12 protein-coding genes and 1 pseudogene are annotated in these 15,792 nt (G+C 70.5%); 8 read left to right on the top strand and 5 right to left on the bottom strand.

Annotation, left to right across the window (positions count from 1 at the left end):
• Positions 1–4: 4 nt before the first annotated feature.
• Genes E0500_RS05635 through E0500_RS05645 form a run of 3 tightly spaced genes read left to right on the top strand, consistent with a single transcriptional unit; the run spans position 5 to position 4,200 of the window.
• Positions 5–958 (top strand): carbohydrate ABC transporter permease, encoded by a 954-nt coding sequence (locus E0500_RS05635; protein ID WP_181586884.1) that lies wholly within the window; start codon positions 5–7, stop codon positions 956–958.
• Complete coding sequence (locus tag E0500_RS05640; RefSeq protein ID WP_131560743.1) at positions 955–1,827, top strand: carbohydrate ABC transporter permease; 873 nt, start codon at positions 955–957, stop codon at positions 1,825–1,827. The genes E0500_RS05635 and E0500_RS05640 overlap by 4 nt, the downstream gene beginning before the upstream one ends.
• A complete protein-coding gene (locus E0500_RS05645; protein ID WP_131560742.1) occupies positions 1,828–4,200 on the top strand; it encodes a glycosyl hydrolase family 65 protein in 2,373 nt (790 codons plus the stop codon).
• 64 nt (positions 4,201–4,264) lie between these two features.
• Here E0500_RS05645 and E0500_RS05650 read toward each other — a convergent pair whose 3' ends face one another.
• The gene (locus E0500_RS05650) at positions 4,265–5,323 is read right to left on the bottom strand and encodes a LacI family DNA-binding transcriptional regulator (RefSeq protein ID WP_131560740.1); all 1,059 of its coding nucleotides are present in this window, start codon (positions 5,321–5,323) and stop codon (positions 4,265–4,267) included.
• 705 nt (positions 5,324–6,028) lie between these two features.
• Positions 6,029–6,334 (bottom strand): hypothetical protein, encoded by a 306-nt coding sequence (locus E0500_RS05655; RefSeq protein ID WP_258572634.1) that lies wholly within the window; start codon positions 6,332–6,334, stop codon positions 6,029–6,031.
• Positions 6,335–6,762: 428 nt separating this feature from the next.
• Here E0500_RS05655 and E0500_RS05660 point away from each other — a divergent pair, with 428 nt between their 5' ends.
• Entirely contained in the window at positions 6,763–7,311 is a 549-nt protein-coding gene (locus E0500_RS05660; RefSeq protein WP_131560736.1) for a DUF1062 domain-containing protein, read from the top strand.
• Between the two features lie 246 nt (positions 7,312–7,557).
• A complete protein-coding gene (locus tag E0500_RS05665; protein WP_165934905.1) occupies positions 7,558–9,705 on the top strand; it encodes a zinc ribbon domain-containing protein in 2,148 nt (715 codons plus the stop codon).
• A gap of 221 nt (positions 9,706–9,926) precedes the next feature.
• On the opposite strand, the pseudogene E0500_RS43560 reads toward E0500_RS05665, so the two are convergent.
• A pseudogene (locus E0500_RS43560) lies at positions 9,927–10,163 on the bottom strand (hypothetical protein); the annotation flags it as partial.
• Between the two features lie 175 nt (positions 10,164–10,338).
• Here E0500_RS43560 and E0500_RS05670 point away from each other — a divergent pair.
• The 3 genes from E0500_RS05670 (at position 10,339) to E0500_RS05680 (ending at position 12,690) form a co-directional block, all read left to right on the top strand.
• On the top strand, positions 10,339–10,725 hold the full coding sequence (locus E0500_RS05670; RefSeq protein WP_131560732.1) for a hypothetical protein: 387 nt from the start codon (positions 10,339–10,341) through the stop codon (positions 10,723–10,725).
• Positions 10,726–10,816: 91 nt separating this feature from the next.
• Positions 10,817–11,248 (top strand): SRPBCC family protein, encoded by a 432-nt coding sequence (locus tag E0500_RS05675; RefSeq protein WP_131560730.1) that lies wholly within the window; start codon positions 10,817–10,819, stop codon positions 11,246–11,248.
• 182 nt (positions 11,249–11,430) lie between these two features.
• Entirely contained in the window at positions 11,431–12,690 is a 1,260-nt protein-coding gene (locus E0500_RS05680; protein ID WP_131560728.1) for a DUF2235 domain-containing protein, read from the top strand.
• Positions 12,691–12,701: 11 nt separating this feature from the next.
• Here E0500_RS05680 and E0500_RS05685 read toward each other — a convergent pair whose 3' ends face one another.
• Both E0500_RS05685 and E0500_RS05690 read right to left on the bottom strand, forming a co-directional pair.
• Entirely contained in the window at positions 12,702–14,369 is a 1,668-nt protein-coding gene (locus E0500_RS05685) for a DUF6055 domain-containing protein (RefSeq protein ID WP_181586885.1), read from the bottom strand.
• A 248-nt stretch (positions 14,370–14,617) separates the two neighbouring features.
• Positions 14,618–15,784 carry an MFS transporter gene (locus tag E0500_RS05690; RefSeq protein ID WP_131560726.1) on the bottom strand — a complete coding sequence of 389 codons (1,167 nt, stop codon included), beginning with the start codon at positions 15,782–15,784 and terminating at the stop codon, positions 14,618–14,620.
• Positions 15,785–15,792 lie beyond the last annotated feature (8 nt).

Consider the following 15,792-nt stretch of genomic DNA (forward strand, 5'->3'; position numbering starts at 1 on the left):
GCTCGTGTCCGTCATCACCCCGACGCCGGGGCGCACGGTGCGCCCGTCCCGGCCCGCGCGCACCTCGCGCCGGGCCGGGACCGGCGGCCTGGCCGCGGCCCTGCTCTCGCCGACACTGCTGGTCCTCGGCCTGGTCATCGGTTACCCCGTGGTGGCCGCCCTGCGGCTCTCCTTCCAGGTGTCCAGCGAGGGCATCGATCCGAGCACCGGATTCGTGGCGACCACCACGCACTACGGAACCGGCAACTACGCCGCCGTCTTCTCGGACGACCGGCTGTTGCGGCCTTGGTGGAACACCACCTCGTTCGCTCTGGCCTCGGTCACTCTCGAAGTCCTCATCGGCGTGTGCATGGCCCTGGTGATGCACCGGGCCTTCCGCGGCAGGGCGTTCGTCCGCGCCGCCGTCCTCGTGCCCTGGGCCATCCCCACCGCGATCTCCGGCATCCTCTGGAAGTGGATCTTCAACAGCCAGGGAGTCGCCAACTCCCTCCTGGACACCCAGGTGCTGTGGAGCAGCGACGGGTTCCACGCCTGGCTCGCCGTGGTCATCGCCGACACCTGGAAGACCGCACCATTCGTCGGTCTGCTCGTCCTCGCCGGACTGCAGATCATCCCCGGCGAGTTGTACGAGGCCGCCCGCGTCGACGGCGCCTCCGCATGGCGTGCCTTCTGGCGGATCACCCTCCCCCTGGTCCGCCCCGCCCTCGTGGTCGCCGTCCTGTTCCGCCTCCTGGACGTCCTGCGCATGTTCGACCTGCCGTACATCCTGGTGGGGCCGCGCAAGCATTCGGTCGAGACGCTGTCCATGTCCGCCTTCAACGAGATGACCAATCTGCGCTTCGGCTCGGCCGCCGCGTACGCGACCGTCCTGTTCGTCTACATCGCCGTCGTCGCCCTCGCGTTCGTCAAGCTGTTCGGCGCCGATCTGCTCGGCCGCGGCACCAGGAGTGAGCCATGAGCACGCTGCCTCTCACACGATCTGCCCGGCGCGGGGCGGCCGGGGGCAGGCGCGGCGCCACTTGGGCCCGGCGGCTGGGGATCGCCGCAGTCGTCGCCTACTGCCTCGCCCCGTTCTACTGGATGGTGGTCTCCAGCCTGCGCAGGCCGGGCGACCAGTTCTCGAACGCGCCGCTGCCCGCCCCGGTGTCCTTCGACAACTACATGTCTGCCTTCGACGCCAAGAACGGATTCGGCCAGGCGCTGGTCAACAGCCTCGTCGTCGCCGGGATCACCACCGCCGTGACACTGGTCGTCGGCATCTTCGCCGGATATGCCCTGGCGCGGCTGCACTTCCGCGGCAAGACGCTGATCCTGACGCTGATCATCGCGGCCTCGATGTTCCCGCCGATCATCCTGGTGGTGCCGCTGCTCCGGCTCTTCACGGACATCGCCTGGATCAACACCTACCAGGCGATGATCATCCCGAGCATGAGCTTCGCCCTGCCGCTGGCCGTGTGGAACCTCACCGCGTTCTTCCGCCAGATGCCCACCGAACTGGAGAAGGCCGCGCAGGTCGACGGCTGCACCCCGGCGCAGGCATTTCGCAAGGTCATACTCCCCCTCGCCGCACCCGGCGTCTTCACCACGGCCATCCTCGTCTTCATCTGCGCCTGGAACGAATTCCTCATCGCCATCAGTGTGGTGAATGACCGTCAGATGATGACAGCCAACGTGATCCTGTCCCTCTTCACCGGACAGTACAAATACGACCAGCCGTTCGGTACACAGATGGCCGCCGGGGTCGTGGTGACCCTGCCGCTCGTCGTGGCCGTGCTGTTCTTCCAACGGCGGATCGTCGACGGCCTCACAGCGGGAGGATTGAAGTAGGTGAACGACCCGACCAGGGGCGGCCTCGCCCCGGCCGACGACGCGTGGACGCTGGCCACGGATGGTTCTCTTGGCACCTCCGGGGACGAGAGCCCCGGCATCGGCGCACTCGTCGACCACCACCCCGCCTTCACCGGCAACGGCTGTTTCGCCGCACGCGTCCCGGCGGCCGGCAACGGCTTCGCCGAGACTCCCGTGCGCACCCAGTTCCACGTGGCCGGCCTCTACACCGGCCGGGACGGTGGCTGGTCCCGCAAGGCGTCCCTGCCGGCGTGGTCCACGCTCGACGTGGGCGACGGCAGCGGTACCTTCAACGCCGCGTTCGCCTCCCCGCCCGGCGGAGACGAGACCGTACCGGACAGTGGCGAGCAACTGGCCGGCGGCGACTGGGCGCCGCTGACCAGCCCGCGCGCCGGGGCGGCCCGCGGCATCGAGCGCTATCGGCAACGCCTCGACCTTCGCACCGGGGTGATCACCACCGAGGCCCGCTGGACCTCCCCGGCGGGCCGGGTCACCGACGTGCGCTACGAGGTGTTCACCGACCGGTCCAGGCCGACCGTGGCCCTCGTGAGCGTGACGGTCACGCCACACTGGACGGGCGAACTCCTTGTCACCGACACGCTGGACGAGCGCGCCGCCTCGCACACCCGGACCGTGGAGCGGGGGGCGGGCGACGGCCGGATCTGGGCGGTCGTGGAAGCCGAGGGCAGCGCGGTCACGGCCGCGCTCGTCAGCGTCGTGCACGGGCCGGACAGCCGTGGCGGGGCCGGGGGCGGCCCCGGGCACGACGGGCCCCTCCCGGCGCGGGACGGCACCGCGTCGCAGACGATCTCCGCCACCGCATCGCAGATGATCCCCGCCACCGCGTCGCGGACGATCCCCGCCACGGCATCGCAGACGATCTCCGTCCACACCTCTCCCGGACGTCCTCTGACCTTCACCAAGTACGTGTCAGTGGTCACGTCCCACACCGCGGACCGGCCGCTGAGCACGGCCCGGGCGCACGCCGACGAGGCGGCCCGCGAGGGACACGCGCGGCTGGCCGAGGACAACCGGCGTGCCTGGCAGCGCGAGTGGGAGGGCGACATCGTCGTACGCGGCGACGCCCTGCTGCAACGCCGCGTACGGGCCTCGAAATTCTACCTCCTCACCAGTGCGCACGATGACTCGCCCTGGTCGCCCTCGCCCTGCGGACTGTCCAGTGACGGCTACAACGGCCACGTCTTCTGGGACACCGAGACCTGGATCTGGCCCAGCCTGCTCGCCCAGCATCCGCACCTCGCGCGCAGCGCCCTCGACTACCGGGTCGCCCGGCTCGACCCGGCCCGCGCCGCCGCGGCCGCCTCGGGCCACCGGGGCGCCCGGTTCCCCTGGGAGAGCGGACTCACCGGTGACGAGGACACCCCCGGGTGGGTACCGTTCGGAGACCTGGAACTGCACGTCAGCGCCGATGTGGCCCTGGCGTTCTGGCAGTACTGGCTCGCCACCGGCGACCACGCGTGGCTGCGTACCGCAGGGCTGCCCGTGCTGAGCGCGGTCGCGGACTTCTGGGCCGACCGGGTCACCGCCGACGCCGACGGCCGCTGCCACATCAACGGCGTGATACCGCCGGACGAGTACGTGGTCGAACCGAAGGACGACTCCGTCTATACCAACGTCGCCGCCCGTGACACCCTGCGCTTCGCTGCGCGTGCCGCGGAGGCGCTCGGCGTGAGCGCCGACCCGCGGTGGGCCGAGACCGCGGACCGCATCGTCGTCCCGTTCGACGACGCGCTGGGCATTCACCCGGAGTTCGCCGGGTACGACGGCCAGACGATCAAGCAGGCCGACGTGGTGATGCTCGCCTACCCGTGGGAGAACCCGCAGCCCCCCGAGGTCACGCGAGCCGATCTGGAGTACTACGCCCCCCGTACGGACGAGGAGGGGCCGTCGATGACGGACTCGGTCCACTCCATCGTCCTTGCCGAACTCGGCGACGCCGAGGCCGCCTTCGAGTACACCCGGCGCAGTGTCGAACCGTTCGTCAGACCGCCCTTCGAGCAGTTCGCCGAGACCCGGGCCGGGGGCGCCTTCACCTTCCTGACCGGCCACGGCGGCTTTCTTCAGGAGTTCCTGTACGGCTACTCGGGACTGCGCTGGCGCACCGACCGGGTCGTCCTCGCGCCCATCCTGCCCGGCTCCCTGGACGGCATCACCCTGCGGCGGCTCCGCTGGCACGGCCGTGTCTTCGACGTGGACATCCGGCACGACGGCACGACCGTACGGCTCCACACAGGTGAGCCGCTCCCGGTGGAGACGGCGGGCACACTGCGGCAGGTGCCGGCCGGGGGCGAGGTCATGGTCGCCACGCGGACGTCCACGCCGTATCGATGACGACGGGCGGCCGCGTATCTCGGTCCGCCAGTGCCCCGGCAGGCCACGTTTGCGTGCCGGGGTCCTAGAGGCACAGAGGACTGGCGTCCGAACCGGCCGGGGGCGAGCCCTGTGACGGCGCGGAGCTCGCACGTACGACCAACTCGGGCGCCAGGAGCCGGTGCAGAGGCTCCTGGGGCGGTTCGCCGTCCGCACCGGAGGGCCGGCCGGTCAGCCGCAGTACCTCCGCCATCACCAGCCGGCCCACCTCCTTGATCGGCTGACGAACGCTCGACAGTCCCATCGCCGCGGCCGCCGGAGAGTCGTCGAAGCCCACCACGGCGACGTCCCGGCCAGGGCGGAGCCCTTGGTCGCGCACCGCGTGCAGCGCCCCCACCGCGAACGTGTCGGTCGCCGCGACGACGGCGGTCGGCGGGCCGGGCCTGTCCAGGAGCTCCCTCATCAGCCGGGAACCGGTCGTCGTCGTGTCGTCGCCTCGCACGTCCAGTCGGTGGCTCGCCGCGAGCAGACCGTGCCGGTCCACGGCCGTCAGCCAGCCGTGCGCCCTCGCGTCGCCGGCACTGGACCCCTCGGGCCAGCCCAGGAATCCGATGCGCCGGTGACCGGCGGCGACCAAGTGGTCGACGGCCGAGGCGGTTCCCGCCGTGTTGTCGACGTCGGCCCAGCTGTAGCTCTCCGTGCCCACCGCCGTACGCCCGAAGGCCGTGAACGGCACCCCGGCCGCGGTGAGCCGGCCGGGCCGCGGATCGTCGGGCGTGATGTCGTAGAGCACGACCCCGCTCACGGCCCCCGCACGCCACAGGGCCGTGCACTGCTCGATCTCCGCGGCGACATCCGTGGCCGCGAACAGCAACAGGTGATGGCCGCACTCCTGCCCCGCCTCGGCGAGCGCGTGCAGGAACCGGTCCTGGATGGCGGCCACCGTCTCCGCGTGCAGCGGCTGGATGCGGCAGCCGATCATGCGGGGCGAACTCGCCCGCAGCGAGCGCGCCATGTGGTTGGGGTGGTAGCCGAGATCGGCGATGACCTTGGTGACCCGCTCCCGCGTCTCGGCGCGCACGCGGTCCGGTGCGTTCAGCACATTGGAGACCGTCTGCCGCGATACGCCTGCCGCCTCGGCCACGTCCGAAATGGTCACGGGCTGCGCAGGCGACGGCCGTGTGTCGCGGAAACCGGCTGTCACATTCTCCCCCTCGCTCTCCCTGACCCACGCTGGGACCCCCGATTTTATCGTTCACACGGAGGCTGTCGAGGCCGCACCCCGAGGTGTGGGAGTGCCAGTGGGCAGCAGACGGTCGACTCGCCCGCGACGACAGCTACGCCGCCTCGCGTGGGCCCGGTACGGCGAAGGATTCGGCAGACCCATGCCCCGGACTCCTGGCGACGCGGATCGGAACGGGTGTGCGTGCCGGACTCCGCGTCTCCGGCATGTGTCCACCAGCACCCGCAGCCGCTCACCCGCCGGACAAACCCCTGCCTTGGTACCTCAGACGGGCACAGTGGACTCGATCGTGACCCGCAATCCCGGTGACCACCGCCCGCGCCCGCTCCCATGTGTCTGGTGCCCTGCCGGGGCACCAGACAAAGGAGCACCTACGGATTCCGCAGGTGCTCTTTGACATCCGGGCCCGACGTCAACGGTGGCGGTCGCTGACGACCGGGGCGCCTCCTGAGCAGCCGGTCCATGTGACTCATGGCTTCGCGCTGCGCGTTCTGAACGGCGCGCACAGACTGCCCGATTCGCCGGAGGCTTACGGGGCCGTGATCACTCGCCCCGAAGTGGCTCCAGCCCAAAGCCGCTCCACCGACCTCGCTGTCCGCTGCTGCGTCATGACCGGTGCAAGGTCCCGTCACTGCGCAGGGGTATGAAGTCCCAGTACAGCCTCTGCCCCGTCTCGCGTGCACTCATCGGTCTGTAGAACCCTGGCAGCAGAGAGAACCGCTGGTCGAGGAGACCGTCGTGTCTCGACAGCGACATCACCAAGGGCTTCAGGAGTGGCCGGCCGATGACGCGTTCGGCTGCGGCGATGTCCGCCGGATCCGCGGGCGGGGCCAGCGCGGCGTAGGTCGCCGGGGCGTGCTCGGCCAGCCAATTCTCGATTCGAGTCCATGACTCACTGATCGGTGCGGTCATGGCACGGCATCCTGCCACCTGGTACTGACAGCCTCCGCAGGCCAGAAGGACGGCGGCTGGAGTGCGTGCAGGTCAGGAAGGTGCCGCGTCACTTCCAGAAGCGTCCGGCCCGTATCCGCCAGGTTGGAGCCGGTGTCGTAATCACGGGGCGTCAGGCACTGGTCTTCCACGGCACCATGACCGTTGCCGCAATCTGGCTCTGGCTTCGTCCATGATCCGCCGGACCGGACCTGGCGTGAGGCGGCGCCCGAAAACCAGTGGAAGAGCGCCTCTGTGCGCCCTTACCGTGCTGCCGAACCAAGTCGTCTAGCCAAGGACATGCCGTTGTACACCGTGTGAGACCTCCCAAGCGCTGATTGGTCGCGCGTCGCGCATGTGCGCCGCGCTGCTTTTTGCTGTGGACTTCTCACCGAAACCGGTGTACTTCTGTGCTCAATAACTGGGTGGTCGTACCCACCTGCCTGCCGCTCGTTCTCCGCCGTTGCCACACGTGCGCGTCAGGGCGCTTCCGGACAAGCGGTAAATTTCGTGTCAACGCAAACCACAAGCTCATCGACGCCTGGCTCCTCGCCCTCTGTACCGTTTGCGGGGAAACCGCAAAGCTCACGGTCCTGGAGCGGATGAATGTGCGCTCCGTACGGCCCGAGCTGCTGGACCGCATGCATGACAACGACCCTGGCCTCGCAGCTGAGTTGCTCCAGGATCCGGTCGTGCGGCGCCGTAGTCGCATCGCCCTCGACTGGGACAACGCCTGGCGCCTGGACACCGGCGGATCGGATCACCTGGACCGTGAGGTGATCGACATCTCAGTCCGCTTTGCGGCGCGGATCCCTGTCCGGCCGGTGCGACTGATCACTGAAGGTTGCGGTCTTTCACGGGCCGAGGTCGAGAGACTGATCTCGGAGGGGAAACTCGTCTCGGCAGTCCGGCTGAGCGGCAAACTCTCCGGCGACTTCACCTTCACGCTCAAGCGCTGAGCCCTCCTCGGGACCAGGGCCTGTCCGGCAGGATCCGCCGGACAGGCCCGAGCCGGTCCGGCTCTGCACGTGGAACGTGAGGGTCTTCAACCGTTGGTGGTTTTGCCGCGGTTTCCTGCATGAATCGGGCGGTGCCGCGAGGGGGGTGCGTGTCTTTGTGTGATGGTCGGTCGTTAGCTCGATCGGATACGGGAAATGCACCCGGTTCGGGCCATGCGGGAGGGGGTGGTGGGTGTGGGTCGGTTGATGGCGACGGCTCCGTGCACCGCCTTCGGTGGTGTGGTCGAGGGCAGTGGTGAGCGGGTCGGCCAGCAGTTGCTGCATCAGCGGGTGTCGTTCCTGGCGGGGCTGTGCGGGGATCTCACCCGGCAGTTGGTGGCTGCCCGGTGGGACGAGGAGTCACTGGATGTGCTGGCCGCCGGGGTCGACGGTCAGGGTGAGCGGTTGCCGTCCAAGGGGTGGATGGCGCTGCGGCGTCTGGGGTGGGCGCAGGCCGCCGCCCCGGCTGCTGGGGTGTATGTGTCGGACCGGGTGCGGCGGGCGGCGGAGGAGTACGCGGCCCGCACCCTGCGACTGGCCCTGCACCGGCGGACCCTGGTCGCGGCGATCCTGGCGACGTGGCCCGCCGACCCCTCCGGCCGGCGTAGCGAGGCGGAGTGGACGGCGCTGCGGGCCGCCCTGCCCGCAGGGGTGAACAAGGCGGAGATCCGTAACCGCACCCGGCAGGTGAGCGCCTATGTGCGCGAGCGCGGACGGCTTCCGGCGGGGTTGTGTGAGCTGGAGGGCTCGCCGGAGGTGGCGGGGCTGGTGGTGCTGGCGGCGATGGACCGCCAGCAGGTCACCCTGCAACGGGTGGACGCCGTCACGGCCCAGCTGCGGGTGAAGCTCCCCCTGTGCCCGGCACCGGCCTCCGGGCGGGACTGGGCCTGGCATGTGATCGACATCCGGCTTCCGCGCACCGTGGCTGCGGATGCGGTCCTGCACACCCCGACCCTGCGCCCGACCCGTGCGGGTCGGATCGCGGTGGACCTTCCCCACTCCCGCCCGGCCCCCGCCACCAGCGCGTCCGGGCACCGGGTGGCGGTGGGGTTCGACTGGGGCGTCAACACCCTCCTCACCGGTACGGTGGGCCGCCTGTCCGGCCGGGGTGAGACGGCGCGGGTGGTCACCGACGGGCGCCCCCTGATCTTCGACGCCACCACGGTCAGTGCGAAACTGCACCGGCTGCGCGGCCACCGTGAACACCTCGCCGCCAAACGCGACCACTACCAGCACCTCGCCGACGGGCTCGGCGCCCCGCATCTGGCCTGGGGCTACCTTCTGGACGAGGCGGCGGTGCTGGAGGTGGAGCATGAACGAGTGTGCGGGCGGATCCGGCAGCTCAACCAGGCGCTGGCCTGGTCCGCGGCCCGCTGGGCCGTCGACCAGACAGCCGCGCTCGGCGCCACCGTCATCTACCTGGAAGACCTCGCCACGCTGGAGGCGCGCGGCCGCAGGCGCGGTAACGCCCGGCTGTCGGGGCAGGTCCGGGGTACCGTCGCCGAGGCGATCCGGCACCTGGCGGCCAAGGCGGGGATCACGGTGGTCACCGTCCCTGCCCGTGGCACCTCCGCCCGCTGCCCCGGATGCCTGAACCGGCTTGGTCACCATCCCGCCCCGGACCGGCTGGCCGAGCGTGGCTGGGCGTGGGCCCACTGCACCCGCTGCGGGCTGTCCCTGGACCGCGACCATGCCGCCGCCCGCCGGATCGTCGCACGCGGCCTGCTCGGCCAGTCCCACACCGTCACCGAACGCGCCACCGGCACCCGCACCATCCGCACCACCGTCGACGGCACCGTCCGCCCGGTCCGCCGCCCGAAGAAGACCACCCGCCGCCTGCGCCGCGCCCGCCAGGCCTTCACGGCACCGGCCCGCCCGCGCGGACCGAAGACCACCCCAGGCAAGGGCCGCCCCACCCCCAGCAGACCAGCAGACACAAACCGGCGGCGCACCCCACGCGCCGCCGGACAACCCTCCACCGCCACAGCCCCGGCCCTGGCCGCGACAGTGGCTGTGGCTGTGGCAGTGGCTGTGAAGACTTCCCGCCGTATGCCCGAAGTGCGTACGGTCCCCGCCACCACCCCAGCCGGGGTGGTCCAGCGTCCGGCGGGGCATGACACGAAGGCACCAGCCCTTCCCGGGCCGGTGCCAGGTCATGGAGTAACCGCCCCACCCCGCACGGAGACTCCTCCGGCGCGGCGGGGGCGGCTCTCACGCGGAACCTGTCGACGGCGCACCCACGCCGCCCAGCGGACCGGCTTCCACCACCTGCACGCCACCGGAGTCCACATCCTCAACCCGAGGTTCGGACCCCACCCCGGCGACAGACGGCCACGCCGCGCCCGAAAAGCCTGAAACCCACAGGCATACACAGAGTTCCCGAGACGCTGGTCAGACGGTGCTTCTCCCCCTCGCCCGGACGCAGGGGAACCTTCGGTCTCAGTGCTCGACGTGACAGGCCATACGCCATCAGGACCTCTCCACGGACGCTTGGACGATCCTCCACAGTGTCCGTCGCGTGGCGTGGGTGTGCCCCTCCGGTCGGCAGGTGGTGGAGCCCGTTCAGCCCTTGGTCCTTTGCGCGTTGCCCACCTGTCGGCGGAGTACTCCAGACCGTCCGCGCAACGCGTCTTGATGTCCCGCGACGGGAGCGAACCCAGATGCGCGCCGACCAGCGCAAGAACCTTGTCATCCTGCGCGGTGAGGTGGTTGATCCGGGTACGGATCGCCACGCCTGACGGGCGGGACGCAACGAACGGCCAGCGACCTTCCGCAGCTCGCTCATCCCTCACCCCGCCCGGCTCCGCCAGCACGAGACCGCTCCTCGACGGCGGCCAGCAGTGGCTAGGGGCCACACCAGTACGCCAAGGCGTCGTCGTCCGGCTCCCATAGGAAGCCCTCCAGGTCCAGCAGGCCGAAGCCGTCCTACGGCCGGGCCGTCACCGCGTCGCCGTACCGGGCGAGTTCGTCAGATAGAGCGTGCACGCGGTGCCAGCTGCGCCGGACACGGGCACCCCGGCCGCCGGGGTAACCGTCCAGCGGGGAGACCAGGTCACCGTGCGGTTCGCTTCGGGAGAGTGGACGGTCGACCACCGGAACATGCCCATGACCGGGCCGGCCGGCTACGACGCGAACACCGACGCGCTGCTGGCCGGGGCGATGAGCTGCAAGATCAAGCCGGCGGCACCGTTCGGCACCCTGCTGGCGCGGCTCGCGGGTGAGCAGGCCTCCCCCGCCCAGGTCGTCGGACGGAAGCTGACTTTCCAGGCGGCCCGGAACGGCGCCCTGCAACTGAGGATCAACGACGCCGAGAGCTGCGGCCACGACAACAGGGGCTCGCTGACCGTGCAGGTGAGCGTCACACACCAGCCCTGACGGGCCGCCGCCGAGCGAGGACAGGCCTCACCGGAAAGCGCACACTGGAAGCAGAAGGCCATGCGTCATGAGCCGACCGCGGAGGTGAGCCATGAGCACCCTCGAAGAACACGTCGACGTCGGAGTTCCGCTCGACAAGGCCTGGGACAGCCTTCACCGGATGGAGAACCTTCCGCGCTTCCTGGAAGGGGTCCGTGACGCCCGTACGGAAGCGGGGGGCCGGGCACGTCTGGACGTCGAGGCCGGCGGCCGGGCCCGGGAGGTCGAGGCCGAGGTGTCCGACCGTGCGAAGGAACGCGTGATGGAGTGGCAGACCAGGGGCGTCCCCGATCTCGCGGGTTCCTTCTCGTTGCAGCCGATCGACCAGAACCACACCCGGGTCCAGGCGCGGCTCGAATACGACCCCGGCACGGTCAGGGAGGCCTTCGGCGGACCCAGGGGCTTCGCCCAGGCAACCGCGATCGAGCGGCTCGTCCGCAGCGATCTGGAGCACTTCAAGGAGTACGTGGAACACGGACGGTGAGTGACAGAAAGGCCATCTCCGCCTGATCAATGGCCAGTTGCGTGACGCGGTGCGATCATCGAACCCGGGCGGAGCGCCTCACTCTCAGCGACGTGGAGAACGAACACGGGGAACCGTGGGGGAGTTGCGGACGGATCCCCTCCGCCACGTCGTGATGAGAGATGTGCTGGAGGATGGATGTCATGGCCAAGCGTCTGATCGTCTGCTGCGACGGAACGTGGAACCTCGCCGACCAGCCGAGCAAGACCAACGTCACCAAGGTCGCCCTGTCCGTGCGTCCACGGTCCGCCGCCGGGGTGGAGCAACGCGTGTACTACCACAGCGGGGTCGGCACACGTCGCTGGGAACGGCTGCGGGGAGGGGCGTTCGGGGTCGGCCTGTCGCGGAACGTCATCGCCGCCTATCGCTTCCTCGTCCACAACTACGAGCCCGGTGACGAGCTGTACCTGTTCGGGTTCAGCCGGGGCGCGTTCACCGCGCGCAGCCTGGCGGGACTGGTGCGCAACTCCGGCATCCTGCGCCGCGAGAACGCCGACCGGGTCAAGGAGGCGTGGGCCCTGTACCGCAACCGGGTCGAGCGGCCGAGCGGTGCGGCGTCCACCCTGTTCCGCCGGGCGTTCGCGTACGAGCCGGAGATCCACTTCATCGGTGTGTGGGACACGGTGGGCGCCCTGGGCATCCCGGTGCCGGGACCGCGGTGGCTCAAGCCGGTCGTGAACCTGGCCAACCGCCGCTGGGCGTTCCACGACACCGAGCTGAGCAGCCATGTGAAGGGAGCCTTCCACGCGCTGGCCATAGACGAGCAGCGCACGGCGTTCCGGCCGACGCTGTGGAGTCGGCAGCCCGGCACCACCGACAGCGAACACGAGCTGAGGCAGGTGTGGTTCGCCGGGGTGCACAGCGACGTCGGCGGCGGCTACCCGGAGGCGTCGCTGTCCGACATCGCCCTGCTGTGGATGCTCCATCACGCCCGGAGATACGGCCTGGAGTTCGACACCGCGGCACTGAGCCCGACCGGCCCGCGCGAGATGAGCCCGGACCGGAGCATCGCGTTCAGGGTGCGGCCGCTCGTCATGGGCGAACTGCACGACTCGCGGACGGGACTGTACCGACTGGCCGGGCCGCTGCACCGGCCCATAGGACGCGCCGCGGACGGCGGCGGCCCCGACGGGAGCCAGTACCTGTCCGTCCCCGCCAGGGAACGCCACGACGGGGACCCGGCCTACCGGCCGCCGGAGCTCGACCGGTATCTCGACGACCAGGCGGACATACGACTCGAACCGGTGTCCCTGGACGTCCGCGCCACGGACCTGACGAGAGGCACCCTGTCCTCCCTGCCGTTGCCCGACGGAACGGGCCGGGCCGCGCCGGACGGAACGGATCAGGCGTCGCCCGCCGCAAGGGATCGGGCGACGCCCGGGGCAACCGACCGCCCCACCTGACCCAGCACCTCTCAGATCGTGATCTCCAGTTCCGCGTCCGTGAACGTGCCGTGCGGCGGGTTGATGTCGCTCTCCCCTCCCCTGCCGTCGCAGCCGCGGTCGGGGTTGAACATCAGGTACGTGCCGGACGAACACGAGATCCACATCTCGGCGTCGCCACCGATCACGAGGCTGCCCGACAGGTTGGCGCCGCCCTGCACGATCGCGTTGTCCTTGACGACCACGTTGCCGCCCACCGTGGCCCCGGAGTTGACCCATGACAGGCCCTCGATGCGGGCGTTCCCGGTGACCGTCGAGTTGCCGAAGACCGCGGCGCGCGGGCCGACGTAGGCCGTGGAGGCGACGTTGGCGCGGTTGTCGACCCAGCCGCCGCCGTTGGCGTGCCAGTGGCCGCCGCCGGTCGCGGCCGGCTTCTGGTAGCCGGGTTCGTAGCCGGAGGGCGTGGCGCCGCTGATGCGGAACTCGTACGGGTAGCGGTAGTTCTTCGGGTAGCCGTCGAGGAAGGCGTAGCGGTGGACCGTGGACGGGGTGCCGGTCACCACCAGATAGACCTCCTTCTCGCCCGGCTGGGTCTGGAAGCTGATCTGGCCGTCCGCGCTGCTGGAGACCGCTCCGTAGCGGGGGGTGCCGTTCCGCACGGCCACGAAGCCGTACGACCATCCCGAGCCCGCGGCCGCGTTCACATGCCCCTTGAGGTGCAGCTTGATCAGGGCGCCGTCGCTCGACGGCACCAGCTTGATCTTGTTGTAGGCGTAGTCTGAGGGCGCGAGGGCGTCGGGGATCGCGTAGTGGCCGGCCGGCTGGTTCACCGCGTTCACGGGGACGCCGTTGTAGGCGTTGATGAAGCCCGCGCCGTACACGTTGTTGATGAACGGCATGATGTGGGCGCGGTTGGAGTAGTCGTACGTGACCTGGCGTTGCCCGTACTCGGCCACCCGGGCGTTCAGTTGAGCCTGTGTCAGGTTGTTGATGCGGCGGTAGGCCTCCAGGGGGTGCTCGTTGTTCCTCGCCTGGTTCCAGAGGTCGTTGAACGTCTTGATGCCGCCGTACTTGTCGACCAGGTACTGGACGAGCATCCAGTTGCCGTAGTGGTGGCGGCTGGAGGAGTACGCCAGGTTCTCGGTGCGCAGGAACCGGGTCAGGTCGCCCGCGCCGCCGTCCGGGTACACCTGCATCGCCATGAACTCGGCGCTCGTCTCCCAGAAGGTGCCCGCGGACGGGTCGGTGAGGCCCGCGCCGCCGCCCTTGCCGAGGAACGTGTAGTTCTGGAAGACATGGCCCAGTTCGTGGGCCAGGCCCCAGGAGCCGGGTGCCGCCGCGGCGGGTGCGATGTTGATGACGCCGACGCGGCCGTCGGCCGAGCCGCCGGTGGCCCAGGCGTCGAGGGCGGTGCGGTTCCAGGTACGGGTGATGATCACGTCGATCTTGTGCTGGGCCAGCAGGCCGCTCTCCGGCGTGAACTTCATCGTGTTCACGTAGTAGGAGTACAGGTTCTCCAGCTGGCCGAGGATGTTGTCCGGGTCGAAGCGGAAGTCGGCGGGGGCGTTCCTCGGGTCGGTGCCCGACTTCTCGCCCCACAGGAGGATGAAGTTCGCCGACTCCTTGGTGCGGTTCTGCGCCCACGGGACCTCGCCCGTCGCGGCCCAGCTGGGCGGGATGTAGACGCTCTTCGCCGCCACGGTCCGAGCCTCCGCGGGTTGAGCCGCTGCCGCTGCCGCTGCGGGGGGCGCGACGGCCAGGGTCGCGCCGAGGGCCCAGAGCGCCAGTACGACGCATATTCGTTGTGCACATGTCAATAAGAAGCGTGGAGCGGCCGTCATGTGGGGGGCCTCCATTCGACGAATGGGTTCGGCTCCGCGTCCCGTGCGGAGCCGCGCCATGGTGCCATGGGAGCGCTCCCAAAGCCAGGGTCGCCAACGGAGTCGGGTCACATCGAGAGCCGACGGGAGGGCGCCGCCGCGAGCATCAGCGTCACCGCGACCGACGCCCCCGCCAGCACGGCCATCGCCGCCGCCGGAGACGTGACCTGGGCCAGGGCTCCCGCCAGGGCCGCGCTCACGCCCTGCAGGGTGAGCATGCCCGAGGAGTGCAGGCCCAGGGCGTGGCCGGTGAGGTGGGCCGGGGTGAGGGAGAGGAGCCGTTCCTGCTGGAGCAGGCTCGCGGCGAAGCCCACGGAGGCCAGGGCCACGCAGACCGCCGCCACGGCGAGCGGCGGGCGCAGGGCGAAGAGCAGGTACGGCGCGGCCAGGAGGAGCAGGAGCGGGGTGATCAGGCGACGGCGCACGGCGGGCGGGAGGAAGCGGCCCACCGTCACGTCCCCGGCCAGCATCCCGGCCGCCGCGCAGGCGAAGAGCAGGCCCGCGCGGTCGGGTGCGTACGACACGAACAGGGACTCACAGCCGACGACCAGCCCGTTGGGCACCCACAGGCCCAGATAGACCGTGCGGCGCGGGGCGTACGACCACAGCTCGGCGTTCGTCCGCCACGTGCGGGAGACCGACGGGCGACCGGAGGCCCTCGGGGCGCGGCGGGACAGCCCGAGAAGCGAGACGAGCGCGGCGGCCGCGTACAGGACGGCCCCCAGCAGCAACGTGCTGGCCGGGGACAGCACGGCCACCAGGACGCCACCCGTCGCGTACCCGGTGATCTGCATGCCCCCGTGCATCATGTTGAAGACCGAACGGCCGAGCAGGTAGCCGTCCTTCGGCAGGATCTCGCTCAGCAGGCCCCAGCGGACTCCCCCGCCCAGCGACGCGATCAGCCCCTGCACGAGGATCACGGCGAAGACCGCCCCCAACGGCAGGCCCGGCACCGCCAGCAGCGCCGTACCGGCCGCGAAGGCCGCCGCGGTGCCCGCCAGCGTCGCCCTCGGCGGGAGACGGTCGGCCCCCGAGAGCAGCGTCGTCGCACCCACCACCTGGGCCAGTGACGGGCCGAACATGCTCAGGGCCGACAGCAGCGGGGAGTCCGTCGCCTCGTAGACCAGCGTGCCCAGGGCCAGACCGCTCACCGTCGAGGCCGCCACCTGGAGGGCCGAGGAGAGGAAGAGCGGGCTGAACTCGCGGGTGTGGAACAGGTGTTGGTAGCTGCGCATGGACGGAG

The sequence above is a fragment of the Streptomyces sp. KM273126 genome, from assembly GCF_004337435.2.
GTDB lineage: Bacteria > Actinomycetota > Actinomycetes > Streptomycetales > Streptomycetaceae > Streptomyces > Streptomyces acidicola.

Excerpts from the sequence above, each read along its gene's own strand:
- E0500_RS05640 (WP_131560743.1), top strand. The coding sequence starts at position 955 with ATGAGCACGCTGCCTCTCACACGATCTGCCCGGCGCGGGGCGGCCGGG.
- E0500_RS05655 (WP_258572634.1), bottom strand. The coding sequence starts at position 6,334 with ATGACCGCACCGATCAGTGAGTCATGGACTCGAATCGAGAATTGGCTG.
- E0500_RS05665 (WP_165934905.1), top strand. The coding sequence starts at position 7,558 with ATGGCGACGGCTCCGTGCACCGCCTTCGGTGGTGTGGTCGAGGGCAGT.
- E0500_RS05675 (WP_131560730.1), top strand. The coding sequence starts at position 10,817 with ATGAGCACCCTCGAAGAACACGTCGACGTCGGAGTTCCGCTCGACAAG.
- E0500_RS05680 (WP_131560728.1), top strand. The coding sequence starts at position 11,431 with ATGGCCAAGCGTCTGATCGTCTGCTGCGACGGAACGTGGAACCTCGCC.
- E0500_RS05690 (WP_131560726.1), bottom strand. The coding sequence starts at position 15,784 with ATGCGCAGCTACCAACACCTGTTCCACACCCGCGAGTTCAGCCCGCTC.